The organism is Arthrobacter sp. Marseille-P9274 (assembly GCF_946892675.1).
Classification (GTDB): Bacteria; Actinomycetota; Actinomycetes; order Actinomycetales; family Micrococcaceae; genus Crystallibacter.
Window position 1 is genome coordinate 1 of record NZ_CAMPOV010000004.1, and the last position, 26704, is coordinate 26704.

21 protein-coding genes are annotated in these 26704 nt (G+C 67.6%); 7 read left to right on the plus strand and 14 right to left on the minus strand.

From position 1 onward, the window contains the following. Nucleotides 1-434 precede the first annotated feature (434 nt). From glgB to OC550_RS20445, 3 genes are read right to left on the minus strand one after another with little or no spacing between them, the layout of a single operon-like run. Nucleotides 435-4151, minus strand: a complete 3717-nt coding sequence (gene glgB / locus OC550_RS20435; protein ID WP_262107790.1) for a 1,4-alpha-glucan branching protein GlgB — start codon at nucleotides 4149-4151, stop codon at nucleotides 435-437. Then, nucleotides 4148-5944 carry a maltose alpha-D-glucosyltransferase gene (treS, locus tag OC550_RS20440; protein WP_262107791.1) on the minus strand — a complete coding sequence of 599 codons (1797 nt, stop codon included), beginning with the start codon at nucleotides 5942-5944 and terminating at the stop codon, nucleotides 4148-4150. The genes glgB and treS overlap by 4 nt, the downstream gene beginning before the upstream one ends. Further along, nucleotides 5944-7995 (minus strand): alpha-1,4-glucan--maltose-1-phosphate maltosyltransferase, encoded by a 2052-nt coding sequence (locus OC550_RS20445; RefSeq protein ID WP_262107792.1) that lies wholly within the window; start codon nucleotides 7993-7995, stop codon nucleotides 5944-5946. The genes treS and OC550_RS20445 overlap by 1 nt, the downstream gene beginning before the upstream one ends. A gap of 132 nt (nucleotides 7996-8127) precedes the next feature. On the opposite strand from OC550_RS20445, the gene glgP reads away from it, so the two are divergent. Then, nucleotides 8128-10755 (plus strand): alpha-glucan family phosphorylase, encoded by a 2628-nt coding sequence (gene glgP / locus OC550_RS20450; RefSeq protein WP_262107793.1) that lies wholly within the window; start codon nucleotides 8128-8130, stop codon nucleotides 10753-10755. Nucleotides 10756-10776: 21 nt separating this feature from the next. On the opposite strand, the gene OC550_RS22325 is transcribed toward glgP, so the two are convergent. The 3 genes from OC550_RS22325 to OC550_RS20465 are packed head-to-tail and all read right to left on the minus strand — an operon-like array spanning nucleotide 10777 to nucleotide 13177. Next, nucleotides 10777-11142: a CDGSH iron-sulfur domain-containing protein gene (locus tag OC550_RS22325; RefSeq protein ID WP_306556948.1), complete on the minus strand. Its 366-nt coding sequence runs from the start codon at nucleotides 11140-11142 to the stop codon at nucleotides 10777-10779. Then, the gene (locus OC550_RS20460; RefSeq protein ID WP_262107794.1) at nucleotides 11133-12152 is read right to left on the minus strand and encodes a glycosyltransferase family 2 protein; all 1020 of its coding nucleotides are present in this window, start codon (nucleotides 12150-12152) and stop codon (nucleotides 11133-11135) included. Before OC550_RS20460 ends, OC550_RS22325 begins: the two co-directional genes overlap by 10 nt. Beyond that, nucleotides 12149-13177, minus strand: coding sequence for an iron-containing redox enzyme family protein (locus OC550_RS20465; RefSeq protein ID WP_262107795.1), 1029 nt, complete (start codon nucleotides 13175-13177; stop codon nucleotides 12149-12151). The genes OC550_RS20460 and OC550_RS20465 overlap by 4 nt, the downstream gene beginning before the upstream one ends. A gap of 99 nt (nucleotides 13178-13276) precedes the next feature. Here OC550_RS20465 and OC550_RS20470 point away from each other — a divergent pair, with 99 nt between their 5' ends. The 4 genes from OC550_RS20470 to OC550_RS20485 are packed head-to-tail and all read left to right on the plus strand — an operon-like array spanning nucleotide 13277 to nucleotide 16390. Beyond that, the gene (locus OC550_RS20470; RefSeq protein WP_262107796.1) at nucleotides 13277-14350 is read left to right on the plus strand and encodes a YihY/virulence factor BrkB family protein; all 1074 of its coding nucleotides are present in this window, start codon (nucleotides 13277-13279) and stop codon (nucleotides 14348-14350) included. A 50-nt stretch (nucleotides 14351-14400) separates the two neighbouring features. After that, complete coding sequence (locus tag OC550_RS20475; protein WP_262107797.1) at nucleotides 14401-15321, plus strand: hypothetical protein; 921 nt, start codon at nucleotides 14401-14403, stop codon at nucleotides 15319-15321. Further along, a complete protein-coding gene (locus tag OC550_RS20480) occupies nucleotides 15318-15770 on the plus strand; it encodes a phage holin family protein (protein ID WP_262107798.1) in 453 nt (150 codons plus the stop codon). The genes OC550_RS20475 and OC550_RS20480 overlap by 4 nt, the downstream gene beginning before the upstream one ends. Continuing rightward, nucleotides 15767-16390, plus strand: a complete 624-nt coding sequence (locus tag OC550_RS20485; RefSeq protein ID WP_262107799.1) for a DUF3618 domain-containing protein — start codon at nucleotides 15767-15769, stop codon at nucleotides 16388-16390. Before OC550_RS20480 ends, OC550_RS20485 begins: the two co-directional genes overlap by 4 nt. Before the next feature lie 80 nt (nucleotides 16391-16470). On the opposite strand, the gene glgX is transcribed toward OC550_RS20485, so the two are convergent. The 6 genes from glgX to OC550_RS20515 all read right to left on the minus strand — a co-directional run bounded on the left by glgX (nucleotide 16471) and on the right by OC550_RS20515 (nucleotide 22978). Then, nucleotides 16471-18549, minus strand: a complete 2079-nt coding sequence (gene glgX, locus OC550_RS20490; protein ID WP_262107800.1) for a glycogen debranching protein GlgX — start codon at nucleotides 18547-18549, stop codon at nucleotides 16471-16473. Between the two features lie 23 nt (nucleotides 18550-18572). Then, nucleotides 18573-19559 carry a 23S rRNA (guanosine(2251)-2'-O)-methyltransferase RlmB gene (gene rlmB, locus OC550_RS20495; protein WP_262107801.1) on the minus strand — a complete coding sequence of 329 codons (987 nt, stop codon included), beginning with the start codon at nucleotides 19557-19559 and terminating at the stop codon, nucleotides 18573-18575. An 84-nt stretch (nucleotides 19560-19643) separates the two neighbouring features. Further along, complete coding sequence (gene cysS / locus OC550_RS20500) at nucleotides 19644-21116, minus strand: cysteine--tRNA ligase (protein ID WP_262107802.1); 1473 nt, start codon at nucleotides 21114-21116, stop codon at nucleotides 19644-19646. Further along, complete coding sequence (gene ispF, locus OC550_RS20505; protein ID WP_262107803.1) at nucleotides 21113-21643, minus strand: 2-C-methyl-D-erythritol 2,4-cyclodiphosphate synthase; 531 nt, start codon at nucleotides 21641-21643, stop codon at nucleotides 21113-21115. The genes cysS and ispF overlap by 4 nt, the downstream gene beginning before the upstream one ends. Further along, the gene (gene ispD / locus OC550_RS20510) at nucleotides 21640-22416 is read right to left on the minus strand and encodes a 2-C-methyl-D-erythritol 4-phosphate cytidylyltransferase (protein WP_262107804.1); all 777 of its coding nucleotides are present in this window, start codon (nucleotides 22414-22416) and stop codon (nucleotides 21640-21642) included. Before ispD ends, ispF begins: the two co-directional genes overlap by 4 nt. A 79-nt stretch (nucleotides 22417-22495) precedes the next feature. Continuing rightward, nucleotides 22496-22978 (minus strand): CarD family transcriptional regulator, encoded by a 483-nt coding sequence (locus OC550_RS20515; RefSeq protein WP_262107805.1) that lies wholly within the window; start codon nucleotides 22976-22978, stop codon nucleotides 22496-22498. Between the two features lie 253 nt (nucleotides 22979-23231). Between OC550_RS20515 and OC550_RS20520 the strand changes: the two genes are divergently transcribed. Continuing rightward, nucleotides 23232-23789, plus strand: a complete 558-nt coding sequence (locus tag OC550_RS20520) for a hypothetical protein (RefSeq protein WP_262107806.1) — start codon at nucleotides 23232-23234, stop codon at nucleotides 23787-23789. A gap of 127 nt (nucleotides 23790-23916) precedes the next feature. Here the strand turns inward: OC550_RS20520 and OC550_RS20525 are convergent, their stop codons facing one another. Continuing rightward, entirely contained in the window at nucleotides 23917-24597 is a 681-nt protein-coding gene (locus OC550_RS20525) for a response regulator transcription factor (RefSeq protein ID WP_262107807.1), read from the minus strand. Then, on the minus strand, nucleotides 24594-25802 hold the full coding sequence (locus OC550_RS20530) for a cell wall metabolism sensor histidine kinase WalK (RefSeq protein WP_262107808.1): 1209 nt from the start codon (nucleotides 25800-25802) through the stop codon (nucleotides 24594-24596). The genes OC550_RS20525 and OC550_RS20530 overlap by 4 nt, the downstream gene beginning before the upstream one ends. Before the next feature lie 181 nt (nucleotides 25803-25983). On the opposite strand from OC550_RS20530, the gene phoU reads away from it, so the two are divergent. Continuing rightward, complete coding sequence (gene phoU / locus OC550_RS20535) at nucleotides 25984-26643, plus strand: phosphate signaling complex protein PhoU (RefSeq protein WP_262107809.1); 660 nt, start codon at nucleotides 25984-25986, stop codon at nucleotides 26641-26643. Nucleotides 26644-26704: the final 61 nt, after the last annotated feature.

The window sequence follows — 26704 nt, forward strand, 5'->3', positions numbered from 1 at the left end:
TTCAAATCCAGGCTAAAAAACATCGCAGCACACCACGGGGGTGGCACACCACGACAATAATTCAACCAATAAAACAATTGGTATCAACAAACTTGGCACACTATTGAGTTCTCAAACAACAGGAGCACCCAGCACCAGCAGAACCCCCACAAGAGGGCCCTCCATCGCTCCGGAGCAACTTTCCTAACTTACCTGCGCTTCCCGTTCCCGTCAAATCGCCCTGCCCCGCTTCGTGCCGTCCGATCTTTGACCGGAGCTACACGCGGGATTCGGGCTGTCAACGTTCCGTTCAGCGCGATAAAAACTATACACCTCGGTTACGGGAATGTAAATTCCGGGTGCCGCCTTGGCAGAGCCAGCTGGTTCCGCCACCGAGCAGCGGCCGACGGGGCCTGTAGGCCCCGCCGGCCCGAGGATCGGATTCGGCCCTCGGGTCAGGCCCGCGGCGTGGGCTTGAGGTAGAGCGCGCCGAGCGGCGGGACGTTGACAACCGCGGAGGCCGGATGTCCGTTCCAGGCACCCTCGGTGCCTTCGATGCTTCCCTTGTTGCCGACCCCGGACCCGCCGAACTCCTCGTCGTCGGTATTGAGCACCTCGCTCCAGCTGCCGGCCCACGGCAACCCGAGGCGGAAGCTCTCGTGAGGGTGCCCGGCGAAGTTCACGACGCAGACCAGCGGGTTTCCGTGGGTATCCCAGCGGATGAACGACAGGGTGTTGCGGGTGCCGTCGTTCTCATCAATCCACTGGAAGCCCGCGGGCTCGTTGTCCCGCTCGTACAGGGCGGGGGTCTCGGTGTAGAGCGTGTTCAGCTGGCGGACCAGCTTCTGCAGGCCCTTGTGCGGCACGTTTTCCGCGAGCCACCAGTCCAGCCCGTGCTGTTCCGACCACTCGGATTCCTGGCCGAATTCGGTGCCCATGAAGATCAGCTGCTTGCCCGGATGGGCCCACTGGAACGCCAGGTAGGCACGGAGGTTGGCCAGCTGCTGCCAGCGGTCCCCCGGCATCTTCCGGAGCATCGAGCCCTTGCCGTGCACGACCTCGTCGTGGCTGATAGGCAGCAGGAAGTTCTCTGTGTAGGCGTAGACCATCGAGAACGTGGCCTTGTTGTGGTGATAGACGCGGTACATCGGGTCCTCGGCGATGTACTCGAGGGTGTCGTGCATCCAGCCCATGTTCCACTTCAGCCCGAAACCGAGGCCGCCCGCGCTGGTTGGCCGGGTCACGCCGTCGAACGCTGTGGACTCTTCCGCAATGGTGACGATGCCCGGGACGCGCTTATACGCCGTGGCGTTGACTTCCTGCAGGAACGAGATCGCCTCCAGGTTCTCCCGGCCGCCGTGGACGTTAGGGAACCATTCACCGTCCTTGCGCGAGTAGTCGCGGTAGAGCATCGAGGCGACCGCGTCGACCCGCAGCCCGTCGATATGGAATTCCTCGAGCCAGTACAGCGCGTTGGCGACCAGGAAGTTGCGTACCTCCGTGCGGCCGAAGTCGAAGATGAGCGTGCCCCAGTCCGGGTGCTCGCCCAGCCGCGGGTCCGCATGCTCGTACAGCGGTTCCCCGTCGAACCTGGCGAGCGCCCAGCTGTCCTTGGGGAAGTGCGCGGGCACCCAGTCGACGATGACGCCGATCCCGGCGGCGTGCAGTTTGTCCACCAGGTACTTGAAGTCGTCGGGGTGGCCGAACCGGGAAGTCGGCGCGAAGTACGACGTGACCTGGTAGCCCCAAGAGCCGCCGAACGGGTGCTCCGCCACGGGCATGAACTCGACGTGGGTGAAGCCGTGCCACCGGACATAGTCGACCAGTTCTTCGGCCAGGTCGCGGTAGTCCAGCCCGAGCCGCCAGGAGCCGAGATGGACCTCATAGACGCTCATGGGCGAGTTGTGCGGGTCCCGGGCCGCGCGGCGGGCCATCCATTCCGAATCCGTAAAGCTGTAGCGCGAATCCACCACGCGGGAGCCGGTCAGCGGGGGCACTTCGGTCCAGCGGGCGAGCGGGTCCGCCTTTTCGTGCCAGTGCCCGTCGCGGCCGAGCAGTTCGAACTTGTAGATGCTGCCGGAGGCGACGCCGGGAATGAACAGTTCCCATACGCCCGACCCGCCCATGGAGCGCATGCCGTGGATGCTTCCGTTCCAGCCGTTGAAATCGCCCTTCACGCGAACGGCCTGGGCGTTGGGGGCCCACACCGCAAAGCTCGTGCCGGTCACCTCGCCGAGCGTCGAGGTGTAGTGCCGCACGTGGGATCCCAGGACGGTCCACAGCGTTTCGTGCCGGCCTTCGCCGATCAGGTGCAGGTCGATTTCTCCGACGGTCGGCAGGTAGTGGTACGGATCGTCCACGATCTCGGGGGCACCGCCGCTGTAGGCGACCTGCAGCCGGTAATCCGGCACGTGGCCGGCGCGTTCGGCTGGCAGCGTGGCGACCCAGATGCCGTCCTGTTCATGCCTCATCGGCACGCGCGCGGCCGGGGTGACCAGCGTGACCGAATCGGCCAGCGGCCGCAGCGTCCGGACCGTTACATTGCCGTGGTCGTCGAGGTGCGCTCCCAGCACGGCGTGCGGTTGGTAGTAGCTTCCGTGTGCGACGGCGGCGAGGACGTGTGAGTCGATGTGTACGGGATCGCCGGCGAGGGTGGAGGTCTCCGCGAGTGGCAGTGACGCGGCGGCCGGCTCAGCCGCGTGCTTCGGGCCGTCGGGCTGGCGGCGCGCCCCGCTGGTTCCGCCGCGGAGCTGCTCCAGGCCGCGGCGCACGGCCTTGACCGGCACGTTGAGCCACTGGGGCCGGTTCCGCTGCTCGTAAACGACTTCATAGAGTGCCTTGTCCAGCCAAAGGCCGAGGAACAATGGGGAGCCGCTGTCCACCTGCGTGCCCGATTCGCTCTCATAACCAGCGGTGAAGGCCCGGGTGGCAGCATCGACCCAGCGCTCCGCGGCGGCTTCCGTCTCCGCCGCGTTATCGCCGGCGGCCGAGGTGACGGCCACGCCACCGGCATAGTCGAAGGACCGGAGCATGCCGACCACGTCCCGCAGCACCACGTCATCGGCGCCGCGGCTACTCAGCGGCCGCAGCGGCTCGCCCTCGAAGTCCAGCACGACCCAGCCGCGCTCGGCGGAGTGCAGCACCTGGCCCAGATGGTAGTCCGCGTGGATGCGCTGGACCTCCGGCCGTTCCTTCAGCTCGGCGAGCCGGGTCAGCAGGTCCTCGACGGTGTCGTTGTAGGGACCGACGGCGGCGCCCGCCTGCTGCCAGCCCCAGCGGATCCGCTCCTGCAGGTCGCGCACCAGAACCGCGAACTCCTCGTCCGTGGCCTGGTGGCCGCCGAAACCGTCCCGCAGCCGGCGGTGGATCCGGGCGGTGGTGCGGCCCAGTTCCTCCGCCTCGCTGGTGAAGTCGGTGTTGGCCACGGCCGCCGCGGACGCGCTGCGCCAGGCGTCTTCGCTGTTGCTGATGTACTCGCGGAGCACGCTCAAGTGGCCGGAGTCCCACAGTTCATCGGCCTCGGAAGAGGCATCCTGGCCGGGAGTCAGCCAGCCGCCGGTGACCCAGCCGTACGTGGCCGGAACTTCGTGTGCCCCCGTTTCGCTGAGGACAGCGCCGATCTCCACATCCGGGTTGGGTCCGGCCTCGAGCACGCGGAAGAACTTCACGATCAGGGCTTCTTCGTCGCGCTTGACGACGACGGAGGTGTTGGACTGTTCGCCGGGCAGCACCGAGGCGTCGAGCGGCAGAGTGAAAGGCTGGCGGTCCGCGAAGCCGGCGCCGGCGTGGCCGCGGGTCCGGCCGTCGGAGGTCTCCGATTCCGCCCGCATCAGCTCCAGCCAGGCCGCGATGAAGACCGGGTCGTGGGTGCCGTCGTAGACCCACCGCTCGTCCACGTGTTCGGCATCCGGCCCGAGCTTGCCGATCAGGGCCTGGTCACCGCCCTCGAGGGGCCGTGTGCGGATGCTGACCGGCACGTTGACGACGAGGGAGTCCTCGTCGGTCTCGACGGCGGCGATGTGCACTTCGAGGCCGGCCTCGCCGCTTGGGTCCTGTAGCCGCACCCCGCCGAGGCGCTGGAGCGAGATGTCCTTGCCTTGCGCGGGGAACCAGCGCTGGCCGGGCAGCCAGTCGCGCAGCAGTTCGGGCAGTGTCAGTACGGGAGTCTTCACGGGGATTCGACCTCTGTTCGGGTGCTCACCGGAGTGATCACGGGGATGGCTTCGGTCACCGGCGATGCCGGATTGGATCGGGCTGAGCGGATGCGCAGCCAAAAGAAATCGTGGCTTCCCAGGGTTAGTGTCACCTGGCCGGCGTCATCGAGGACGGGGAACGGCAGGCCGCCGAAGAGATCACGGAGGCCGCGTCCGGCGAACTGGGGCAGCCGCAGCGATGCCGCGACCGGGTGCTGGGAAAGATTGAAGATGCAGAGCAGGGACTCCGGTTCGGCACCCGAGGGATCGTCCGCCGGGATTTCCCGCAGGAACGCCAGCACCGTTTCCGCCTCGGTCGGCACGTTGCGGTAGATGCCGAGGCCGAAGGCGGGATGTGACTTGCGGACCGCGAGCATCTGCCGGACCCAGTGGAGGAGCGAGCTGCTGTGGGCCAGCTGGGCCTCGACGTTGACGTAGTTGTAGTTGTAGACGAGCGACTGGACGACCGGCAGGTAGAGCTTGCCGGGGTCGGCGGTGGAGAAGCCGGCGTTGCGGTCCGGATTCCACTGCATGGGCGTCCTCGAGGCATCCCGGTCGTCGAGCCAGATGTTGTCGCCCATTCCGATCTCGTCCCCGTAGTACAGGAACGGGCTGCCCGGGAGGGACAGCAGCAGCGCGTGGATGAGTTCCAGTTCGGCGCGGGAATTGTCCAGCAGCGGCGCCAGCCTCCGCCGGATGCCGATGTTCGCACGCATCCGGGAGTCCGGAGCGTACCAGCCGAGCATGGCTTCCCGCTCCTCGTTGGTCACCATCTCGAGCGTCAGCTCGTCGTGGTTCCGCAGGAAGGTGCCCCACTGCGCCCCCGTCGGGATGTCGGGCGTTTCCTCCATGGTCCGGATGATCGGTGCGGCCTTCTGGTCCCGCAGCGCGTAGAAAAGCCGGGGCATGATCGGGAAGTGGAAGCACATGTGGCACTCGGGAACGAAGCCGTCCGCGTCGTCCCGCTGCCCGAAGTACTCGACCACTTCGTTCGGCATCTGGTTCGCCTCGGCGATGATGACGCGGCCGGGGTATTCGGCGTCCACCATGGCGCGCAGGTCCTGCAGGAACCGGTGCGTCGCGGGCAGGTTCTCGCAGTTGGTGCCGTCTTCCTCGAACAGGTACGGAATGGCATCGGCCCGGAAGCCATCGATGCCCTGGTCCAGCCAGAACCTGACCACGTCGAAAACGGCCTCGATGACCTTGGGGTTCTCGTAGTTCAGGTCCGGCTGGTGGCTGAAGAATCGGTGCCAGAAGAACTGGCGCCGGATCGGATCGAACGTCCAGTTCGATTCCTCGGTGTCGACGAAGATGATGCGCGCGTCCTGGTACTTCTCGTCCGTGTCGCTCCAGACGTAGAAGTCGCCGAACGGACCATCGGGTTCCCGCCGCGAAGCCTCGAACCAATGGTGCTGGTCCGAGGTGTGGTTCAACGGAAGGTCGATGATGACGCGCACGCCCCGGGCGTGGGCTTCGGCGACGAGGCGCTTGAAATCGCTGATCGTCCCGAACTCGTCCAGCACATCGTAGTAGTCCGCAATGTCGTAGCCGCCGTCGCGCAGCGGCGACTTGAAGAACGGCGGGATCCACAGGCAATCGATTCCCAGCCACTGCAGGTAGTCAAGCTTCTCGATCAGGCCGGAGAAATCGCCGGATCCGTCCCCGTTCGCATCGGCAAACCCGCGGACCAGCACTTCGTAGAAGACCGCTTTGCGGTACCAGTGCGGATCATGGGCGAGGCCGGGTGCGTGCAGTTGGAACGGATTGGCCACTAGCGGCTCCTCCGGATGTGCAGGACGTGGGCGGGCTCCCGGTAAGCGTCCAGGCGGACGTAGTTGTGCTCGCCCCAGCGCCAACTCTCGCCGGTGATGAGGTCATCCACCCAGAAGAGGCCGTCCTCGCCCAGATCCTGCTGGTCAAGGCCAAGCGCACCCAGGTTCAGGCTGACCGTCGATTCGCGGGCGCTGTGCGGGTCCACGTTGACGACGACGATGATCGTGTCCTTGCCCCCGCCCGGCAGGTCTTCCTTGTGTTTGGAGTAGACCACGGTCGCGTCGTCCGTGCTGCTGTGGACGGTCAGGTTCCGCAGTTCGCCGAGCGCCGGGTGGGATCGCCGGATCCCGTTGAGCCTGGTCAGGTAAGGCGCCAACGAGCGGCCCTCGGCCTCGGCGGCCGTGAAGTCGCGGGCCTTGTACTCGTACTTCTCGTTGTCGATGTACTCCTCGGCGCCGGGCCGGGCGACGTGCTCGCACAGTTCATACCCGGCATAGACACCCCAGAGCGGGCTGCCGGTCGCGGCCAGCACTGCGCGGATCTTGAACGCGGCCGGTCCCCCGTACTGCAGGTACTCGGTGAGGATGTCCGGGGTGTTCACGAAGAAGTTCGGCCGGAAGTAATCGGCGCTGTCGTGGCTGACCTCGCTGAAGTACTCCTCGATCTCCTGCTTCGTATTGCGCCATGTGAAGTAGCTATAGGACTGCTGGAAACCGGCGCGGCCCAACGCGTGCATCATCGCGGGCCGGGTGAAGGCCTCGGCGAGGAAGACGACGTCCGGATCGGTGCGGTTTACCTCGCCGATCAGCCATTCCCAGAACCAGACCGGCTTGGTGTGCGGGTTATCCACACGGAAGATCTTCACGCCGTGGCTGATCCACAGCCGGACGATGCGGAGCACTTCCTCCGAGAGGCCGTCCGGATCGTTGTCGAAGTTCAGCGGATAGATGTCCTGGTACTTCTTCGGCGGGTTCTCGGCGTAGGCGATGGTGCCGTCCAGCCGCGTCGTGAACCACTCCGGGTGTTCGGTGGCCCACGGGTGGTCCGGCGCCGCCTGGAGCGCCAGGTCGAGCGCCACTTCGAGGCCGTTCGACGCGGCGGCCGCGACGAAGGCATCGAAATCGTCGAAATTGCCCAGGTCCGGGTGGATGGCGTCGTGGCCACCGGACGCGGCACCGATGGCCCACGGCGAACCCGGGTCCATCGGACCGGCGTGCAGCGTGTTGTTCGGTCCCTTGCGGTTGATGAACCCGATCGGGTGGATCGGCGGCAGGTAGATGACGTCGAAGCCCATGGCGGCCACGGCCGGAAGGCGACGCGCCGCCGTCGTGAAGTTACCCGAAGTCCAGGTGTTTGCGGCATGGTCGAAGACCGCGCCCTCAGAACGGGGGAAGAACTCGTACCATGCGCCGCGGCCGGCCCGCTCGCGTTCCACCAGCAAGGGGTACTTTTCCGACGTCGTGACGAGGCTGCGGATGGGATGGCTGCGGACCGCGGAGAGCACCTCGTGCGAGCCGCCGGCGGCCAGTCGCTCCTCCACCGAACGGCCGCCGTCGGCGAGGATACCGGCCGCCTGGCGCAGCACTTCGGCGTTGTCCGCGGGCCTCCCCTCCTGCGCCGCGGCTTCGTTGAACAGGTGGACGCCCTCGGCCAGCATCAGGTCCACATCGACGCCGGCGGCAATCTTGACTTCAGCGTTGTGGTGCCAGGTGGCGTAAAGGTCCGCCCAGCCTTCGATCGCGAAGCTCCAGAGTCCCGGGGCGCCGGGGCGAACGACGCCGTGCCAGCGGTCCAGGCCCTTGGCGGGCGGATCCAACTGGCGGCGCTGCACGGCGTTGGAGTCCGGGTCATAGAGGACGACCGTGACGCCGATCCGGTCGTGGCCCTCGCGGAAGACCGTAGCGGCGACGGGGATGTCTTCGCCCTCGATCGCCTTGGCCGGGAAGCGGCCGCTTTCGATCACCGGGGCGACGTCGGTGATCGGAATCCTGCCGAAACGCAGGTGGGCCTGGGACGGGGCTGGGCGCGGATCCTCGGTGAATGTGCTCACACGCTAGACGTTAGCGACAAAAAGGGCCGTTTGCTAAGGCCAAGCCCGAAGCCGGAACAAAAACGACGCGTTCGCGTAGCGTTTACAATTCCGAAACCATGCGCCGGCGTGATCTGCGCTACCGTAGGCCGGGTGAAGGCAATCCGCAGGTTTACCGTCCGCACTGTACTTCCCGAGCGAATCCAGCCGCTGGCGCGGCTGGCGAGCAATTTGCGCTGGTCCTGGCATCGGCCAACCCAGCAGCTGTTCGAGCGCCTGGATCCCAAGCTGTGGCGGCAGAGCCACGACCCGGTGGCGCTGCTCGGCTCCTTCAGCCGCGAGCAGCTGCACGCGCTCGCCGCGGACGAGGACCTGGTCGCGCGGGTCCACGAGGTGAGCCAGGACCTGGACCGCTACCTGACCGGCAGCCGCTGGTACCAGAGCCTGGGCGCCGATGCGCCGAAATCCATCGCCTATTTCTCCCCCGAGTACGGCATCGCGTCGGTGCTGCCGCAGTATTCCGGCGGCCTGGGCATCCTCGCGGGCGACCATCTGAAGGCCGCGTCCGACCTGGGCGTGCCGCTGATCGGCGTCGGGCTGCTGTACGCCGCCGGTTACTTCAAGCAGTCCCTGAGCCGCGACGGCTGGCAGCAGGAAACCTACCCGGTGCTGGACCCGGACGGGCTCCCCCTCTCGCTGCTGCGCGAGGCGGACGGGACCCCTGCACAGGTGGAACTGCCGCTCCCCAACGACCGCCGCCTGCTGGCGCACATCTGGCGCGCCGACGTCGGACGCGTCCCGCTGCTGCTACTCGACTCGAATGTGGCCGGCAACGACGAGGCTGCCCGGCACATCACCGACCGGCTCTACGGCGGCGGCGGCGACCACCGGCTGCAGCAGGAACTCCTGCTCGGCATGGGCGGCGTCAAGGCGCTGCGCATCTTCCAGCGGCTGACCGGCTGCGCGGCGCCCGAGGTCTTCCACACGAACGAGGGCCACGCCGGCTTCCTCGGCATCGAACGCATCCGCGAGCTCATGGACGAGGGGCTCAGCTGGGACGAGGCCCTCGCGGCGGGCCGGGCCAACACGGTCTTCACCACCCACACTCCCGTGCCGGCCGGCATCGACCGCTTCGAGCGGCTGCAGGTGGGGCACTTCTTCCGGGCCGGGCTGGCACCGAACGTCCCCATCGACAAAATCCTGGCGCTCGGCGAGGAGAACTACAGCGGCGGGGATCCGATCAAGTTCAACATGGCCGTGATGGGCCTGCGGCTGGCACAGCGGGCCAACGGCGTGGCCAAGCTGCATGGCGTAGTCTCGCGGGGGATGTTCTCGGGGCTGTGGCCGGGCTTCGACACCAACGAGGTGCCGATCAGCTCCGTCACCAACGGCGTCCATGTGCCGACCTGGGTGGATCCGCGCATCGCCGAGCTGGCCCTGGCCAAGTTCGGTAACGGCAGCGTCCGGGAACGGCAGTGGGACAGGGTCTACGACGTCTCCGACGCCGAAATCTGGCAGCTGCGGCGTGAACTGCGCGGCAACCTGATCGAGGACGTCCGCCGCCGGCTGCGTTCCTCCTGGAAGAAGCGCGGCGCGACCGACGCGGAACTCGCCTGGACCGACCATGTGCTGGATCCGGACGTCCTGACCATCGGCTTCGCCCGGCGCGTGCCGACGTACAAGCGCCTGACCCTGATGCTGCGCGACCCCGCGCGGCTGAAGGCGCTGCTGCTGCATCCGGACCACCCCATCCAGCTGGTCATCGCGGGCAAGTCGCATCCGGCGGACGAGCAGGGCAAGCGCATGATCCAGGACCTGGTCCGCTTCACCGACGACCCGGAGATCCGCCACCGGATTGTCTTCCTGCCCAACTACGACATCGCCATGGCCCGCACGCTGTTCCCGGGCTGCGACGTCTGGCTGAACAATCCGCTTCGTCCGCTGGAGGCCTGCGGCACCTCGGGCATGAAGGCGGCGATCAACGGCGGCCTCAACCTGTCTGTGCTGGACGGCTGGTGGGACGAAATGTACGACGGCGACAACGGCTGGGCGATCCCGACCGCCAACCCGTCGACCGCGAGCGGGGCCGATTCGCTGTTCAGCGCCGACGAGCGGGACGACATCGAGGCCTCGGCGCTGTACGGGCTCCTGGAGAACCACGTGGCGCCGCGCTTCTACGCGGACGAAGCCGCCGAGGGCGCCGGGGCCGCGGGCCCTTCCGAGCCCCTGGCCACCGACGATCAGCTGCCGCATCAGTGGATCGCGATGATCCGGCACACCCTCGCGAACCTGGGGCCGGCCGTTTCTGCCGAGCGGATGGTCGAGGACTACGTGCGCCAGCTGTACACGCCGGCCTGCACCTCGGGCCGAATGATCAGGAAGAACGGTTTCTCGGCGGCGCGGAACCTCGCCGGCTGGACCACGCGCATCCACCACACGTGGAAGGACGTCGCCGTCGAGCATGTGGACTCCCTCGGGATGCAGGACGACCCGCAGATCGGCGATCTCGTCCGCGTCAGTGCCTTCATCCAGCTCGGTTCCCTGGTCCCCGATGATGTCTGTGTGGAAGTTGCGCACGGCAAGGTCAGCGAGGGCGATGAGCTGCTCGATACCTCCTTCGACCAGCTCGCGCTGAAGGAAGACCTCGGCGACGGCCGCTTCCTGTTCTCCGGCGAGGTCCAGATCGACCGCTCCGGCTCCTTCGGCTACACGGTCCGTGTCCTTCCGCACCACCCGTCGCTGGCCTCCAAGTCGGAACTGGGCCTGGTCACCAACGCCTGATCGGTCACGCTGCCGGGCCGGTCAGCCGTCCTGTACCGGGCCGGCGGCGGAGGGCGTCGGCCCGGTGGTGAAACCGGTGAGCTTGTGCGTGCCGTCGCAGTAGGGCTTGATGGAAGATGCGCCGCAGCGGCACAGGGCCACGGTCCGGCGCAGGCGCGGCACCGGCTCGCCTGTTTCCGTCAGGATTTCGACGTCTCCGCGCAGCAGCAGCGGCCCGTTAGGACAGGCCACCACCGTCGCTGCCGCTGGCTTCGGGAGCGGTTCGACGGTCGGCTCTTCCGGTCGCCGCCCGGCCGCCGCAGCTGGCTCCGGGCGCGGTCTTGCTTCGGCCTCCTCCGGTTGGTCCGCTGTCGCCGCGGGCTCGGGGTTCGTTGCTCTCACAGCCATGCTCGTTGGCCTCCTCGTTGTTGGATCGGAGCACCGGCGGCCTGCGTCCGATAGCGTCGTCGCAGTTGCCGGGCGGATGTCCCGGCCCGTGGAATCCGCCCGCCGGCATAGTGCACCCCGCCGGCCAGCCGCAGGCCGACGGCCAGCCAGCTGCAGACCGCGCGCTCGAGCACCCAGCAGGGCGCCCACAGTGCCGAACCCGGCGGGAAGACCGCGGTGCCGTTGTGCCGGCGCCGCCCGGCCTCGGCCAAGGCGATCGAGGCGGCAAGCAGCGGGACCAGGCGCGCGGGCCTGCGCGCAGCCCAGCAGATGAGCGGCAGCAGCAACAGCTCGGCGGCAAGCCTTCCCGGCTGGGCGAAGCTGTCATAGGCCTGCCGGATCCGTTGTCGGCGAAAGTGCGCCGAGGCCGGGGGTATCCTGCCGACGTACAGGCCGTCCGCCCGCACCTGCCGCCCGCCCGCCGCCTCGACCGTGCGGATCAACTCCAGGTTCTCGAACAGGACCTCGCCGTCGTAGCCGCCGGTTGCCTCCAGCATGCTCCGCCGGACGCCGAGCGTCCCGGGATAGTCGGAGCCGAAGGCCCGGTTGAGCAGAGTCCGCGCGGTGTCCCACCGGGCGTGCCACGGCCACTCGAGGAAGTAGTTCTGCGGCCGCACGAGCTCTGCGTCCACGAGGAGTGCCACCAACCGGCGCAGGCCTTGCAGCGTGTACCGGACGTCGTCGTCCGCCAGGACCAGGAACTCGCTCTCGCTGCTGCGCACTCCGGTGATGACGCCGGCTGCCTTGCCATTGCGGCCGTGCCCCGGTTCCGGACGGATGTGGCGGACCAGGTCCTGCCACGCGCGCCGGTGTGCCTCGAACACCGCTGGCGGCGAGCCGTCCACCACGGTGATGCGGATCCAGCCGGAGAGCACCCGCAGGTAGTCGGTCAGCTCTTCGAGCCCCCCGTCCTCGGACCAGCGCAGCGGCAGAATGTACTCTGCCTCCGCCAGGTCCGGCGAGGCTGTCATGCCGGGGCTTCGGCGGGGACCAGGAGCGCCGACTGCCCCGCTTGCCACGCCTCCAGCTGGTGCCGGCCGGCGAGCGCGTCCACTGCGAGCGCGGCGGCAGCCCCGAAGAAGATATCGGCCAGCAGCGCGGGCTCCGCTTCGGCGAGCCCGCCTGCCATGTCGCGGCCCGCAATCTGTTCGTGCACGGCGTCCGCCTCGACGTGCTCGTCGAAGTAGTCGCGGACGTCGGCCCCGTAGCCCAGCCGGCGGAACCCTCGGCTGTACAGCTTGTTGGGGATCGACGACGTCATCTCGTACGCGGCCAGATGCCCCACGATCGCTCCGCGGAGCCGGCGGTTGAGGCCGAACAGCGACATCATGTTGACCGCGGCGAGGGTCACGGCGGGGACCGCGTCGATATAGGCGCCGTAGGCGTCCTCCAGCCCTGCTCCGCGCATCGCCCTGGCAAACAGCCCCGAATGCATGCGCTCGGGCCGGCCGCCGCCGTATTCGTCCGACTGGATCTCGACCAGCGCTGCCTTGGCCCGTCCGCCCAGGCGCGGGATCGCCCAGCTGTGCGGGTCCGCCTCCTTCAGCTGGTAGATCGAGCGGAGGATCAGGAACTCGCGCAGCTGCTCGCTTGTTGCCTCCTTGGCGACGTACCGCGACAGGCTGGGACCGCCGTCGTCCGCGGTGAGGGCGAACAGCCCAGCGGCAACGGGCTCCGCGGCAGGTTCGGGCAGCGGGGGCACTACAGCCATCCGGCGCAGAGCCCCTTCGAAGCTGCGCTCAAGGCCGGTCCTCGCCCGGATCAGCTCCGGGTGCCATTCCCAGCCGTCGGCGACGCCGTCCAGGCCCCCATAATGCAGTTCATAGAGGCAGAACAGCGCGAGCTGCACATCGCCGTCGTGCATAAAATCTTCCGGCTCAGGCCAGGTGTCCGGCCGGGGGTGCGGCAAAGGTTCCGGCAGCCTTTCCTGCGGGGCTTCGACCATGTTCGCGAGTAGTGCGCTGCTCAGCGGTCCCCGCGCTGTGGGTTTCCTCATTGTTGCCCTTTCTGCCCATCCCTCTTACTTATAAGCATACTTAGAAATAGCATGAGTCTTGTTCGCCCGTTTACACACGAAGCCGGGAAAGGAGGAGGCGTGGAGAAAGAGAACAGCTCGTCGAAAGCGGCGACGGCGCCCCATCCGGAGGATGAGCGGAAGCCGGACACTCCTGCCGAGGTCAAGAAGCCCTCGTGGAAGTACATCTTCCGCAAGTCCGTGCGCGAGTTCTCCGCGGACCAGTGCACCGACCTGGCCGCGGCGCTCACCTACTACGCTGTGCTGTCGTTGTTCCCGGCGCTGCTCGCCTTGGTGTCCATCCTCGGCATTGTCGGCCAGGGGGAACAGACAACGACGGCGATGCTGGACACGCTTCAGCGGGTAGCCCCCGGGCAGGCCGCCGACACCCTGCGGCAGCCGATCGAGCAGCTGGCAAATGCTCCTTCGGCCGGACTGGCGCTCGTCGTCGGCATCGCGGGCGCCCTGTGGTCCGCCTCGGGGTATGTCGGGGCGTTCGGCCGCGCGATGAACCGCATCTACGAGGTCGACGAAGGCAGGCCCTTCTGGAAGCTTCGGCCCGCCATGCTCCTGGTCACGCTCATCGTCGTGCTGCTCGCGGCCGCCATGATGCTGATCCTGGTGCTGTCGGGGCCGGTTGCCGAGGCGCTCGGCGCGACCATCGGCCTGGGCGATGCGGCGCTGACCGCTTGGAATATCGCCAAGTGGCCGATCCTCATTGCCTTCGCGGTGCTCGTGGTCGCCCTGTTGTACTACGCGACCCCGAACGTGAAGCAACCGAAATTCCGCTGGATGAGCATGGGCGCGTTCCTGGCCCTGCTGGTCCTGGCGGTCACCACGTTGGGATTTGCCTTCTACGTCGCGAATTTCGCGAACTACAACCGCACCTACGGCGCCATCGGCGGCGTGATCGTCCTGCTGCTCTGGTTCTACCTGTCGAATCTGTCGCTGCTTTTCGGCGCGGAATTCGACGCTGAGGCCGAGCGCGGGCGCCAGCTGCAGGCAGGCATCGGGGCGGAAGAGACCATCCAGCTGCCGCCGCGCGACACGCGCAAGAGCGACAAGCAACTCAAGAAGGAAAAGGAGGACATAGAGCGTGGACGTTCACTGCGTCGCGACCTCGGCGAGAGCCGCGAGGACAGCAGGCGCACCTAGTTTGCCCATCCGCCCCATCGACTGACCCGACTCCAGGAGAAGGAATTGCTATGACGACCAACACCCCAGGAAACTACGACGACGACACCGCAGGCCTCGGCCCGACAGGCGGCACCTTTGGACGTCCGGGCGGAGTCGGCGGCGAGACCCTCCCGCCGGCGCGGCCGGCCGAGCCCCTCACCGAACCGGTAACGACCTACGAGCCGGAGCAGTCCAAGTCCGAAACGGCCAAGCAGGAAGCCAAGGAAGTGGGCCGCGAGGGCGCAGCCGCCGGCCAGCACGTGGCGGAAACCGCTAAGACCGAAGCGAAGCAGGTCGCCCACGAGGCCAAGGAACAGGCCCGCTCGCTGATGTCCCAGCTCGGCGACAACGTTCACAGCCAGGCCGGTGCCCAGCAGCAGAAGGTTGCCTCCGGCCTGCGGTCCATCGGCGAAGAGCTCGCGTCGATGGCGCGGAACTCGGAGCAGTCCGGCAACGCGACCCATCTGGTCAGCCAAGCGTCCGACAAGGCCCGCTCCGTCGCCGATTGGCTGGAGAACAGGGATCCCGGTTCGCTGCTCGACGAGGTCAAGCGGTTCGCGCGGCAGCGGCCCGGCGCGTTCCTGGCCATCGCCGCCGGCGCGGGCCTGGTCGCCGGCCGGCTGACCCGAGGGCTGACCGCGGATAGCGGCACCGGCGGATCGGCCCGCCGGGCGGGCACCACGGACTACGACACCCGGAGCGCCAGGGGCTATGCCGCACCGGGCAGCCAGGCCGGGGCCGGCTACGGCGGCGCCCCGGGCTACCCGGAGACGATCGGCTACCCCACTGCCACTCCGACCGGCGCCACGGATCGGTACGACACCTCCGGCTCCGTCGGCGGTGCCGCGGGGTCGCCGGAGAGCATCAGCTACCCGGAGACCGACACCGACCTGCGCCGCGGTACGGCCATCCCCGAGCGGGATCCCTTTGAAGGCGGTGGCAGCCGATGAGCGAACGCTACCCGGAAGCCGGAAACGTTCCCCCGACGCAAGCCGAAGTCAAGGCCGAAACCAGCTCGCTCGGCGATCTGCTCTCCGACGTCTCGCGCGACATGTCCGTGCTGATGCGGCAGGAACTGGAGCTGGCGAAGGCTGAGGCCAAGGAGTCAGCCACCCGTGCCGGCAAGGGCGCGGGAATGCTGACCGGCGCGGGCATCGCCGGCCACTTCGTGCTGCTCTTCCTCTCGATCGCCCTCTGGTGGGGGCTCGGCCTCGTCATGGGCCAAGGTTCAGGCTTCGTCTGGTCCGCGATCATCGTGGCCGTCATCTGGGCGATCATCGCAGCGATCCTCGCGGCCGTTGGCAAGAAGCAGCTGAAGAGCGTCCAAGGTATCCCCCGGACGCAGGAATCCGTCAAGAAAATTCCCGAAACTCTCAAACCCAGTGAGGATGCACGATGAGCCAGTCACCTGAAGAAATCCGGGCCGATATCGAACGCACCCGTGGCCGCTTGGGCACCGATGTGGACGCCGTAGCCGAGAAGGTCTCGCCGTCGAACATCGTGCACCGGCAGACCGACAAAGTAAAGGACACGTTCAGCCGGGCCAAGGACAAGGTCATGGGAAGCGCGGACGACACCGTCGGTTCCGCCAGGTCCACCGTCCGCGACACGGCGGATTCCGCCCGTTCCGCGGCGCACGACGCCGGCCATGCCGTCCAAGAGGCGCCGCACACCATTGCCCGCAAGACCGAGGGCAACCCGCTGGCGGCCGGCCTGATCGCCTTCGGGGCCGGCCTGCTGGTTTCCTCCCTATTCCCGGCTACCAGGGCCGAACAGCGCGCCGCCGAGCGCGTGAAGGAAGAGGCCCAGCCCCTTGTGGAGGAAGCCAAGGGTTCCGCCCAGCAGGTCGCCCAGGGCTTGAAGGAGCCGGCCCGCGAGGCGGCGGAACAGCTCAAGTCCTCGGCGCAGGATTCCGCCGAGCACGTCAAGGAAGAAGGCAAGTACGCCGCCGAGGACGTGAAGTCGCGAGCCGATGAGGCCCGCACCAACGTCCAGGAGGACCAGCCGCGGCAGTACTAGAGCGCCGGCGGCACTGAAGGCGACAACGACGGCGGACCTTGGGGTCCGCCGTCGTTGTCGCCTTTGTACTGTACGGGGATTCAGGCGCGGTAGATGCTGATGGAATTGGCGCCGATGATTTCGCGTTCCCCGCTCCCGATCCGCGCGCCGCGGCGGCGTTCGTCGTAGTCGGAGGTCGTCAGGAGCAATTCGAAGGTCCGGCCGTGGTTCTCGGCCACGCCGAAATCCCGCAGGGCCGCGGAGCTGGGCATCATGATCTTCCGCGGCTCGAGCCGGCCGTTGAGAACCACCAGCCCGTCGATGGTGCCGCTGGGAGATCCCATCAGCAGCTGGACGGTGCGGCTGGACGGGTTCGTCCACTGGTCCTGGGTCATCGGCTCGCCGGACTCGTTGAACCACAGCAGGTATGAGCCGTGTTCCGTGGCCGGATAGCCGTACGGCTGGTTGGCCAGGAAAACCTTGCGGATCCGCAGCAGCCGCCGGGTAGTTCGGAGCAACTGCTCCTGCCGGTCGTCCAGCAGCCAGTGCAACCAACTGAGCTCGTTGTCCTGGCAGTACACGTTGTTGTTGCCGTGCTGGGTCTTCCCCAGCTCGTCCCCGGCGGTGATCATCGGGACGCCGAGCGAGAGCAGCAGGGTGGCCATCAGGTTCCGTGCCGCGCGGGCCCTGGCGTCCAGCAAGGCGCTGTCCCCGGTGGCGCCTTCGACACCATGGTTGTAGCTGCGGTTGTGGTTGGTGCCGTCCCGGTTTTCCTCGCCGTTGTCCTCGTTGTGCTTGCGGTCGAAGGATGTCAGGTCCGCCAGGGTGAAGCCGTCGTGGGCGGTGACGAAATTGATCGATGCAAGCGGCCCGCGGCCGGAACCGGCGAAGACCTCGGCCGAGCCGGCGAGGCAGCTGGCCAGCCGCGCGACCGAGGAGCCGCTCCCGCCGTGGTTCAGCGCGTTGGCGTCCTCCAGCCAGAAGCTGCGGGCCGCATCCCGGAACCGGTCGTTCCAGTCCGCCCAGCCCTGCGGGAAGTTCCCGGTCTGCCAGCCGCCCGGGCCGACGTCCCACGGTTCGGAGATCAGCTTGGCCCGGGAAACCACCGGATCGGCGGCGATCGCCGCGAGGAAAGGGTGGTTCGGGTCGAAGTGGTTGTTCTCGTCCCGGGCCAGGGAGACGGCCAGGTCGAAGCGGAAGCCGTCGATGTGGAATTCTTCGATCCAGTAGCGCAGCGAATCCATGACCAGCTGGAGTACCCGGGGCTCGTTGAGGTTGAGGGTGTTGCCGCAACCGGTCGTGTCCAGGTAGTTGCCGTGCGCGTCGTGGCGGTAGTAGGCATGGTCGGCCAGGCCGCGGTACGAGTAGGTGCGCTGGTGTTTGCCGCCCTCGGCCGTGTGGTTGTACACCACGTCCAGGATCACCTCGAGCCCGGCCTCGTGCAGGGTCTTCACCATGGTCTTGAATTCGTCGTGCACGGCCTTCGGCCCCGCCCGGCGCGACGCGGTCGTCGCGTACTCCTCGTGCGGGGCGAAGAAGCCGAGGGTGTTGTATCCCCAGTAGTTGGACAGGCCGAGCTCCTGCAGGTGCGGCTCGTCCAGATGGAAGTGTACGGGCAGCAGCTGGACCGAGGTGATGCCGAGGTTCAGCAGGTAGTCAATCATCACCGGATGGGCCAGCCCGGCATAGGTGCCGCGCAGTTCCGCCGGAATCTGCGGGTGCAGCATGGTCTGGCCCTTGACGTGGCACTCATAGATCACCGTGTCGCGCCACGGAACCTGCGGGGGCCGCGCGCCGTCCCAGTCGAAACCAGGTTCGACGAACACGGAATGGAAGGTCCCGCCGTCGTCCGTGATGGCGCGCGCGTACGGGTCCACCAGCAGCTGGCCGTGCCTCACTTGGCCGCCGCGGGGCCAGAAGCCGTAGCGGCTCCCCTCCCCCAGGCCGGACACCACCCCGTGGTGGACGCCGTCGGTCAGCTCGGTCAGCGGGGCGCTGGACCACCGTCCGCCGGCCTTGAAGTGGACATCCACCGCCTTCAGCTCCGGGGCGAAGACGGCCACGTTCACCAGGCCGCCGGCATCGATCCCCGCGTCGCTGACGCCCAGCGGAAAGGGCCGCGACAGGTGGTCGCGGCGGAGCCGGAGTTCGGCGGGGATCTTTTCTTGTGGTTCGGCCAAGGCTGTCTGCTTCCGACGAAAGGCTACTGCCCGGCGCGCTGCCGGGAGACCTCGTAGAGGCTGATGCCCACGGCCATGGATGCGTTCAGCGATTCCATGTCGGAATCGATGGGGATGGAGACAATCTGGTCGCAGTGCTCGCGCACCAGGCGGGAGAGGCCCTTGCCTTCGGAGCCCACCACCAGGCAGAGCGGCTCCGTGGCCAGTTCCAGCCCGGGCAGCGAAACGTCGCCGCCGCCGTCGAGGCCCAGGACGAAGATTCCCATGGACTTGAAGGCCTTCAGGGTGTTGTTCAGGTTGGCGGCGCGGGCCACCGGGACGCGGACGGCCGCACCGGCGCTGGTCTTCCACGCCGAGGCCGTCATGCCGACCGCCCGTCGTTCGGGCACGATCACGCCGTGGCCGCTGAACGCTGACACCGAACGGATGATGGCGCCCAGGTTGCGCGGATCCGTGATGCCGTCCAGCGCGACGAAGAGCGGTGCGTTGCGGATGTAGCCCTTGGTGAACTTGGCCATGGTGTCCTCGGCCAGGTCCAGCGCGTCCGGGTAATCGTAGGGCGGCACCTGCAGGACCAGGCCCTGGTGGACGGCGTCCTCCGTCATCCGGTCCAGTTCCGGCTTCTGCGCCTCCAGCACGGGGATGCCGCGCTCGGCCGCGATCTTCAGCGACTCCTTGACCCGGTCGTCCATCTCCACGCGGACGGCGACATACAGTGCCTTCGCGGGCACGCCGCCGCGCAGCGCTTCCACCACGGAGTTGCGCCCGGTGACCATCTCCTCGGCCGCCTTGCCGCCGGCACGGCGGGTGGGAGCGGACTTGCCGCCGGCACGACGGGCGGAGGAACGCTCGGACAGCTGCTTGGCACGGTAGGCCTTGTGGTAGGGCCGGTCCTCGGCCTTTGGCGTCGGGCCCTTGCCTTCGAGAGCCTTGCGGCCGTGCCCGCCGGTGCCCGTGGTGGGGCCCTTCTTGGACTTGCGCACCGCTCCGGGGCGGGGTTTGTTGGCCATGATACTTACCTTCGATCAGCTGGCAGCGTCTGCACCGACTCGGCGGACGCCGGTCGCATTGGGATGATGCCGGTCAAATAGAGTTTAGCGGTCTGCCACGGACCACGTGGCGCCGTCGGCGGAGTCCGCCACCGTGATCCCCGCCGCAGCCAGGGTGTCCCGGATGGCATCCGCCCGCGCCCAGTCCTTGGCCTCACGGGCCGAGCGTCGTTCCTCGAGCTGCGCACGGACGAGGGCATCCAGAGCCTGGTGCTCGACCCCGTCGCCGGAGCCGCTGCTCCAGTGCGGGTCCAGCGGATTGATGTACAGCACGTCCGTCATGGCGATGACCTGGTGCAGGGCACGGTCCGCCGCATCTTTGTCCTTGGCGTCCAGGCCGGTGTTGCCGGCGCGCACCGCCTCGTGCACGGCGGCCAGCGCCTGCGGCACGTTCAGGTCGTCGTTCATCGCCGCCTCGAAGGCCTCCGGCACGCGCTCCCGGGCTGCCGGCACGGCGGACCCCTCGCCATAGAGGAAGGCCAGGGCCCGCTGCATGAAGCCTTCAATGCGCTCGACGGCGGCTGCGGCCTCCGCGAGGGAGCCCGGGTTGTAGTCCAGTGCCGAGCGGTACTGCGCCTGCCCGAGGTAGTAGCGCACCACCAGCGGACGGGCGATCGCGAGCATCTCGGCCGGGGTCACGATGTTGCCGACCGACTTGGACATCTTTTCGCCCTCGTAGGTGACCATGCCGTTGTGCATCCAGAAGCCGGCGAACCCGTGGCCGGCCGCCCGCGACTGCGCCACCTCGTTTTCGTGGTGCGGGAACCGCAGGTCCAGCCCGCCGCCGTGGATGTCGAATTCGGTGCCCAGGTACTTAGTGACCATGGCCGAGCACTCGAGGTGCCAGCCCGGGCGGCCCGTGCCCCACGGGCTGGGCCAGCTGGCGGTGGCCGGTTCGCCCTCCTTGTACCCCTTCCACAGCGCGAAGTCGCGGGGATCGCGCTTGCCCCGGGGACCGGCGTCGGGTGCGGCCTGCATGTCCTCGATGTTCTGCCGCGTGAGCGAGCCGTACTCCGCCCAGGAACGGACGTCGAAGTACACGTCGCCGGAGTCGTCCAGCGCCGGGTAGGCGTGGCCCCGGTCGATCAGCAGCTGGATCAACTGGTGCATCTCCGGGATGTGCCCCGTGGCTCGGGGCTCGTAGGTGGGCCGCGCGACACCCAGCGTGTCGTATGCGCGCTGGAAGGCCTGCTCGTAGCGGTACGCCAGCGCCCACCAGGGCTCGTTGGCGATGGCTGGCGCGTCCTGGTCGGCGGGGTCGAAGGGCTCGAACGAGGCTGCGGACTTGGCGAGGATCTTGTCGTCGATGTCCGTGACGTTACGGACGACCGTGACCTCGTAGCCGCTGTAGCGCAGCCACCTGGTCAGCTGGTCGAAGGCGATCCCCGAGCGGATGTGGCCGACATGGGGATCCCCTTGCACCGTGGCGCCGCAGTAGTACAGGCCTACTTTGCCCGGCTGAAGCGGGACGAACTCGCGGACTTCTGCGGCGGCGGTGTCATAGAATCTCAGGCTCACCGCTCCAGATTAGCCGCGCCTGCGGCTTGGGGCGCAACTGCCATGACGACGGCGGTGGCGACGGCGGCGATGCCCTCGCCGCGGCCGGTGAAGCCGAGTCCGTCGCTCGTGGTCGCCGAGACGCTGACCGGAGCGCCGGCCGCCTCGCTGAGCACCGCCTCGGATTCCCCGCGCCGGGGGGCGAACTTGGGCCGGTTGCCGATGACCTGGACGGCAACGTTACCGATCTCGAAGCCGGCGCTCCGCACTATCCGCGCCGCCTCGCCCAGCAGGCGGGTACCGGAGGCACCGGCGTACTCCGGGCGGTCGGTACCGAAATGCGTTCCCAGGTCCCCCAGGCCGGCGGCGGAGAACAGCGCATCCGCGGCAGCGTGGGCAACGGCGTCTCCATCGGAATGCCCGGACAGGCCGCGCTCACCTTCCCAGAGCAACCCGCCCAGCCAAAGGGGCTGCGGCTCGTCGTCAGGGGCGAAGGCGTGCACGTCGACACCGATGCCGGTGCGCGGGAAGTTGCTGGAGCCGCTCATTGTTGGCCTTCCTGTCCGGGGGCAGCAGCGGACGCGAGCCGGCGGGCGGCCAGTGCCTCCGCCGTCATCAGGTCCAGCTCGGTGGTGATCTTGAGGGCCTCTTCGGAACCGGGCACCAGGAAGACCGTCACTCCCCGCCGCTCCACGAGCATCGCGTCATCCGTGATCCCTGCGGCGTCTTCGCCGGCCGACTCCAGCCAATCGTGGGCCTCCGCCAGGATCCGGGCATCGAAGCCCTGCGGGGTCTGGACGGCGCGAAGGATTGCCCGCTCGGGAGTCCCGGCAACCTTCTCGCCGGCGATGCTGCGCTCCTGCTGCGAACTGGGACTCGCCGCCTTGATCGTGTCCGCCACCGGGACGGCGGGGATGACGGCCTGCGCACCGGAGGCCAGCGCTGCTGCGACGCGGTTGAAGACCTCGGGCGGCGTCAGCGCGCGTGCGGCATCGTGGACCAGGACGGCATCCAGCCCGGACCCCAGCCCTGCCAGTGCCCTGCCGACGGACTCCGCCCGGCTGCTGCCGCCCTGCACCGCCGCTACCGGGGTCTTCCCGCCGGCGCGCGCGCAAATGCCGCGGAGCCTGGTGTCGCCCGGAGGGACCGCGACGCAGACGCGGGCGGCCACGCCGGATGCAAGGACCGAGTCGAGCGCATGTTCCAGCAAGGTGCGCCCGGCCAATTCGACCTCGGCCTTGGGGATGCCGTAGCCGAGCCGCTGGCCGGAACCCGCGGCGACGATGACAACGCCGATGCGCAGCGTGGGAGGTGTAGACACGCGTCAAGCCTACCGGCACGAAAAAGGCGGCCGGTCCGCTGGGACCGGCCGCCGGGGCCTTTAGGGGCAGTCTAGGCTGCTAGGACGCAAGCACCTCGTCCAGCACTGCCGCCGCCTTGTCTTCGTCTGTCTTTTCCGCAAGGGCCAGCTCCGAAACCAGGATCTGCCGGGCCTTGGCCAGCATGCGCTTTTCGCCTGCCGACAGGCCGCGGTCCTGTTCGCGCCGCCACAGATCGCGCACTACCTCGGCAACTTTGATAACGTCGCCGGATGCGAGCTTCTCCAAGTTGGCCTTGTAACGGCGCGACCAGTTCGTGGGTTCCTCGGTGAACTCGGCACGGAGTACGTCAAACACGTGCTCCAGGCCTTCCTTGCCCACCACATCGCGAACGCCTACCAGATCTACGTTCTCTGCCGGAACCTCAATGGTCAGGTCACCCTGAGCCACTCGGAGCTTGAGATACATCTTCTCTTCGCCCTTGATGGTGCGCATCTTGATCTCTTCGATCTTCGCAGCACCGTGGTGAGGGTAAACAACCGTCTCGCCGACCTCAAATACCATGTGGACTTTCCCCTTTCCCACAGACAAGTTTATCATGCCGCTTACGGTCTCCCCGGGCCGCCCGGACGGCGCCGATCCGCGCCATTGCAGCGATCCCGCGGTGGTCACCCCTTGACGAAGAGCGGATTTGATGCATGCGGGCAGGTTGGTTACGCCGGAGGAATCCAACTTTTGCCGGGACTGCCGGTAGGCTATGGCTGAGCTGTGTACAGCTCCCGCTCGATGTAAAGCCTTTGAATGAGGAGTCCCTGCCGTGAAGATTGCGCCGAAGAACCGTGTGCAGCGTGCCCTAGCTATCGGCACCGCCTCGCTAGCCCTCCTGGGGTCCGCTGGGTGCAGCAGCATCAACGACCAGGCGACTACCTTCTCGTACGCCGCAAGCGACGGCATCGTGGCCAACGTCGACCCGATCCTGCTGCGCAACCTGATGCTGGTCGCCGCCGACGGCGACTCGCAGGCACGGGTGCTGGGCACCGCCAGCAACACCTCCGACTCCCCCGTGCAGCTGACCCTGACCGGTCCGGGCAGCACGGCGAGCGTCACGGTTCCGGCGAACGGCCAGATCCGCTTCGAGCAGGCTGAGAACGAAACTGTCGTCGACACCCCGGGCGCCGACCCGGGAGCACTGGTGAACCTCGATGTAAAGGTCAACTCGGAGTCCACCGAGCTCGGTGTCCCCGTCCTGGACGGCTCGCTGGCCGAGTACAAGCCCTTCGTCCCGAGCTCCGCCGCGACCCCGGCTCCGGCCGGTTCGGCCACCCCGGCTCCCTCCGGTTCCGCCACCCCGGCACCGACCGAGACCGCTCCGTAATCGGCAGCCCCCGAACGGACTGACGAAGGAGGGCCGCATCCCTGAACGGATGCGGCCCTCCTTTGTGTTTGCTTCGCCGGCGTGAGCTCCTATGTCCGCTCCGCGGCGCTGGCGCCGAGGCGGCTGCCTAGGGCTCGAACTTGTAGCCGAGCCCGCGGACCGTCACCAGGAAGCGGGGTGCCGACGGGTCCGGTTCGATCTTGCCGCGCAGGCGCTTGACGTGGACGTCGAGGGTCTTGGTGTCCCCGACGTAGTCGGAACCCCAGACCCGGTCGATGAGCTGCCCGCGGGTGAGGACGCGGCCCGCGTTGCGGAGCAGCATTTCGAGCAGTTCGAACTCCTTCAGGGGCAGCGAGACCGGTTCCCCGGAAACGCTGACCACGTGCCGTTCCACGTCCATCCGCACGGGGCCGGACTGCACCGTATTGGAAATCAGCTCTTCCGGCTCGCCCTGCCGGCGCAGCACCGCCCGCACCCGCGCCACGAGCTCGCGGGAGGAGTAGGGCTTGGTGACGTAGTCATCCGCGCCGAGCTCCAAGCCAACCACCTTGTCGATTTCGGCATCCTTGGCGGTCAGCATGATGACGGGCACGTTCGAGCGCTGGCGCAGCTGACGGCACACTTCCGTACCGGACTGGCCCGGGAGCATGAGGTCCAGCAGGACGAGGTCGGCACCCGAGCGGTCGAACTCCACAACGGCATCCAGCCCGTTGTCGACAACCTGTACTTCAAAGCCCTCTTTGCCCAGAAGGTAGCTGAGCGGATCGCTCAACGACTCTTCGTCTTCGACAACCAAAATGCGGGTCAAGCACTAACTCCTTGCTCACGGGCACCGTTGGAGCCCTTTTTTGTCGGCTCAGCCGGCCCTCCGCCGGCCTCCGTTTCCTCTTCGGTCTGGTCCATCTCAGGCAGGCGGACGGTAAAGGTCGATCCCTGTCCCGGCTGCGACCAGACCGAGACCTCTCCACCGTGCTGGGAAATGATGTGTTTGACGATGCTCAGGCCCAGCCCGGTCCCCCCGGTCTGGCGGGACCGCGCGGCATCCACGCGGTAGAACCGTTCAAAGATGCGGTCCTGCTCTTCGGCCGTGATGCCCGGGCCCTGATCCGTTACGGAGATCGTTGCCAGGCCTTCGCGGAACCGCAGGCCCACGCCCACCTTGGAGTGCTCCGGCGCATACCGGATGGCGTTCTCGATCAGGTTGCGCAGGGCTGTCATCAGCAGGTCGGGGTCCCCGTAGACCTTTTCCTCGACCTTGCCTCCCACGATGATCTGGATGTCCTTGCTGTCCGCAGTCAGCCGGTTGCGGTCCACGGCCTCTGCGACGACCGGGTTCAGGTCCACGGCCGTGCCGGTCTGGACGACGTCGGCACCCTGCAGCCGGGAGAGCTCGATAATGTCCTGCACCAGCGCGCCCAGCCGCGTGGCTTCCTTCTGCATCCGCAGTGCGAACCGGCGGACAGCCTGCTCGTCGTCAGCCGCGCCTTCGACGGCCTCGGCGAGCAGCGACAGTGCACCTACCGGCGTCTTCAGTTCGTGCGACACGTTCGCCACGAAGTCGTTACGCATGGCCTCGGTGCGGGTGATCTCAGTGCGATCATCGGCCAGCAGCAGGATGTAGTCATCGCCGATGGGGGCAACCCGCACCTGCACGATGATGCTGCCCTGCCCGAACGGGCCCCTCGGCAGTTCCAGCTGGCGCTCCTCGATCACGCCGTCGCGGCGGACCCTCGCGGTCAACTCCAGCAGCTCCTTGTGGACCACGGTGTGGCCGCGCACCAGCCCGTAGGCGTAGGCGCCCGGGCTTGCCCGCACCACGCCGTCGATCACGTCCACAATGACATAGGCGCGTCCGACGACGGCGAGGACTTCCGCTGCGCCTTCACGGATGGTGGGCTCGGCAACCTCCACTTGGCGTCGCTGGCGTTCGCTGAGCCGGAAGGCCAGCACGCCGAAGGCGCCCAGCAGCAGGCCGACCAGCCCGGCCAGCAGGGCGATCATCAGAGGTTCCACGCCTATAGCTTATGCCGCCGCAGACGTCACCCTCCGCGGTTTTGGTGGCATTCAGTCAGGGGTTCAACTAACGTTCACTTAGAGAAGCACCGGAAGTTAACGGCGCGGTGGCAGTCTCCACAGTGACTGTGACTACTGCGCGGTCGACGGAGTGTGGCTAATGACAATGAAAGGACGGCCTGTGCGAAAGGTATTTCAAGCGGAGCTCCATCAGGTAGGCGAACAACTGGTCGAGATCTCCCGGCTCGTGACCGAGGCCATTGAGAAGGCGAACACGGCTTTCACCACGGCGGATACCGAACTCGCGCAGGACGTCATTGCGTCAGATGCACGCATCGATTTCCTGCAGAACAACCTGGATGAACGTGCCATCGAGATCCTGGCTCTGCAGGGCCCGGTGGCCTCGGACCTGCGGGTCATCGTCGGTTCGCTGCGGATGAGCGCCTCACTCGAGCGCATGGGAGACTTGGCGCGCCATATCGCCCAGCTGGCCCGGATGCGCTACCCGGAGATGGTGGTCCCGGAGCACCTGCGAGCAACCTTCGACGAGATCGCCGAGCAGGACATCGCCATCTCCCGGCTGCTGACCGAGCTGCTGGACACCCGCGAACTGGATCTGGCCCGCGACATCGCCCGCCGCAACGACAGGGTCAACGAACTCCACGCAGGAATTTTCAAGGCCATTGCCTCCCCGGACTTCTCCGCCTCGCCGGCGACCGCCGTCGATGTTGCCCTCGCCAGCCGCTACTTCGAGCGCTTCGCCGACCACGGCATCTCGGTGAGCCGCAAGGTGACCTACCTGGTCACGGGCGAGTGGACGGCCAACGGCGACGCCGTCTAGCCAGCACTCGAGCAGACAGAAGGCCGGTTCCCGCGCAGGGAACCGGCCTTCTGAGTGTGCT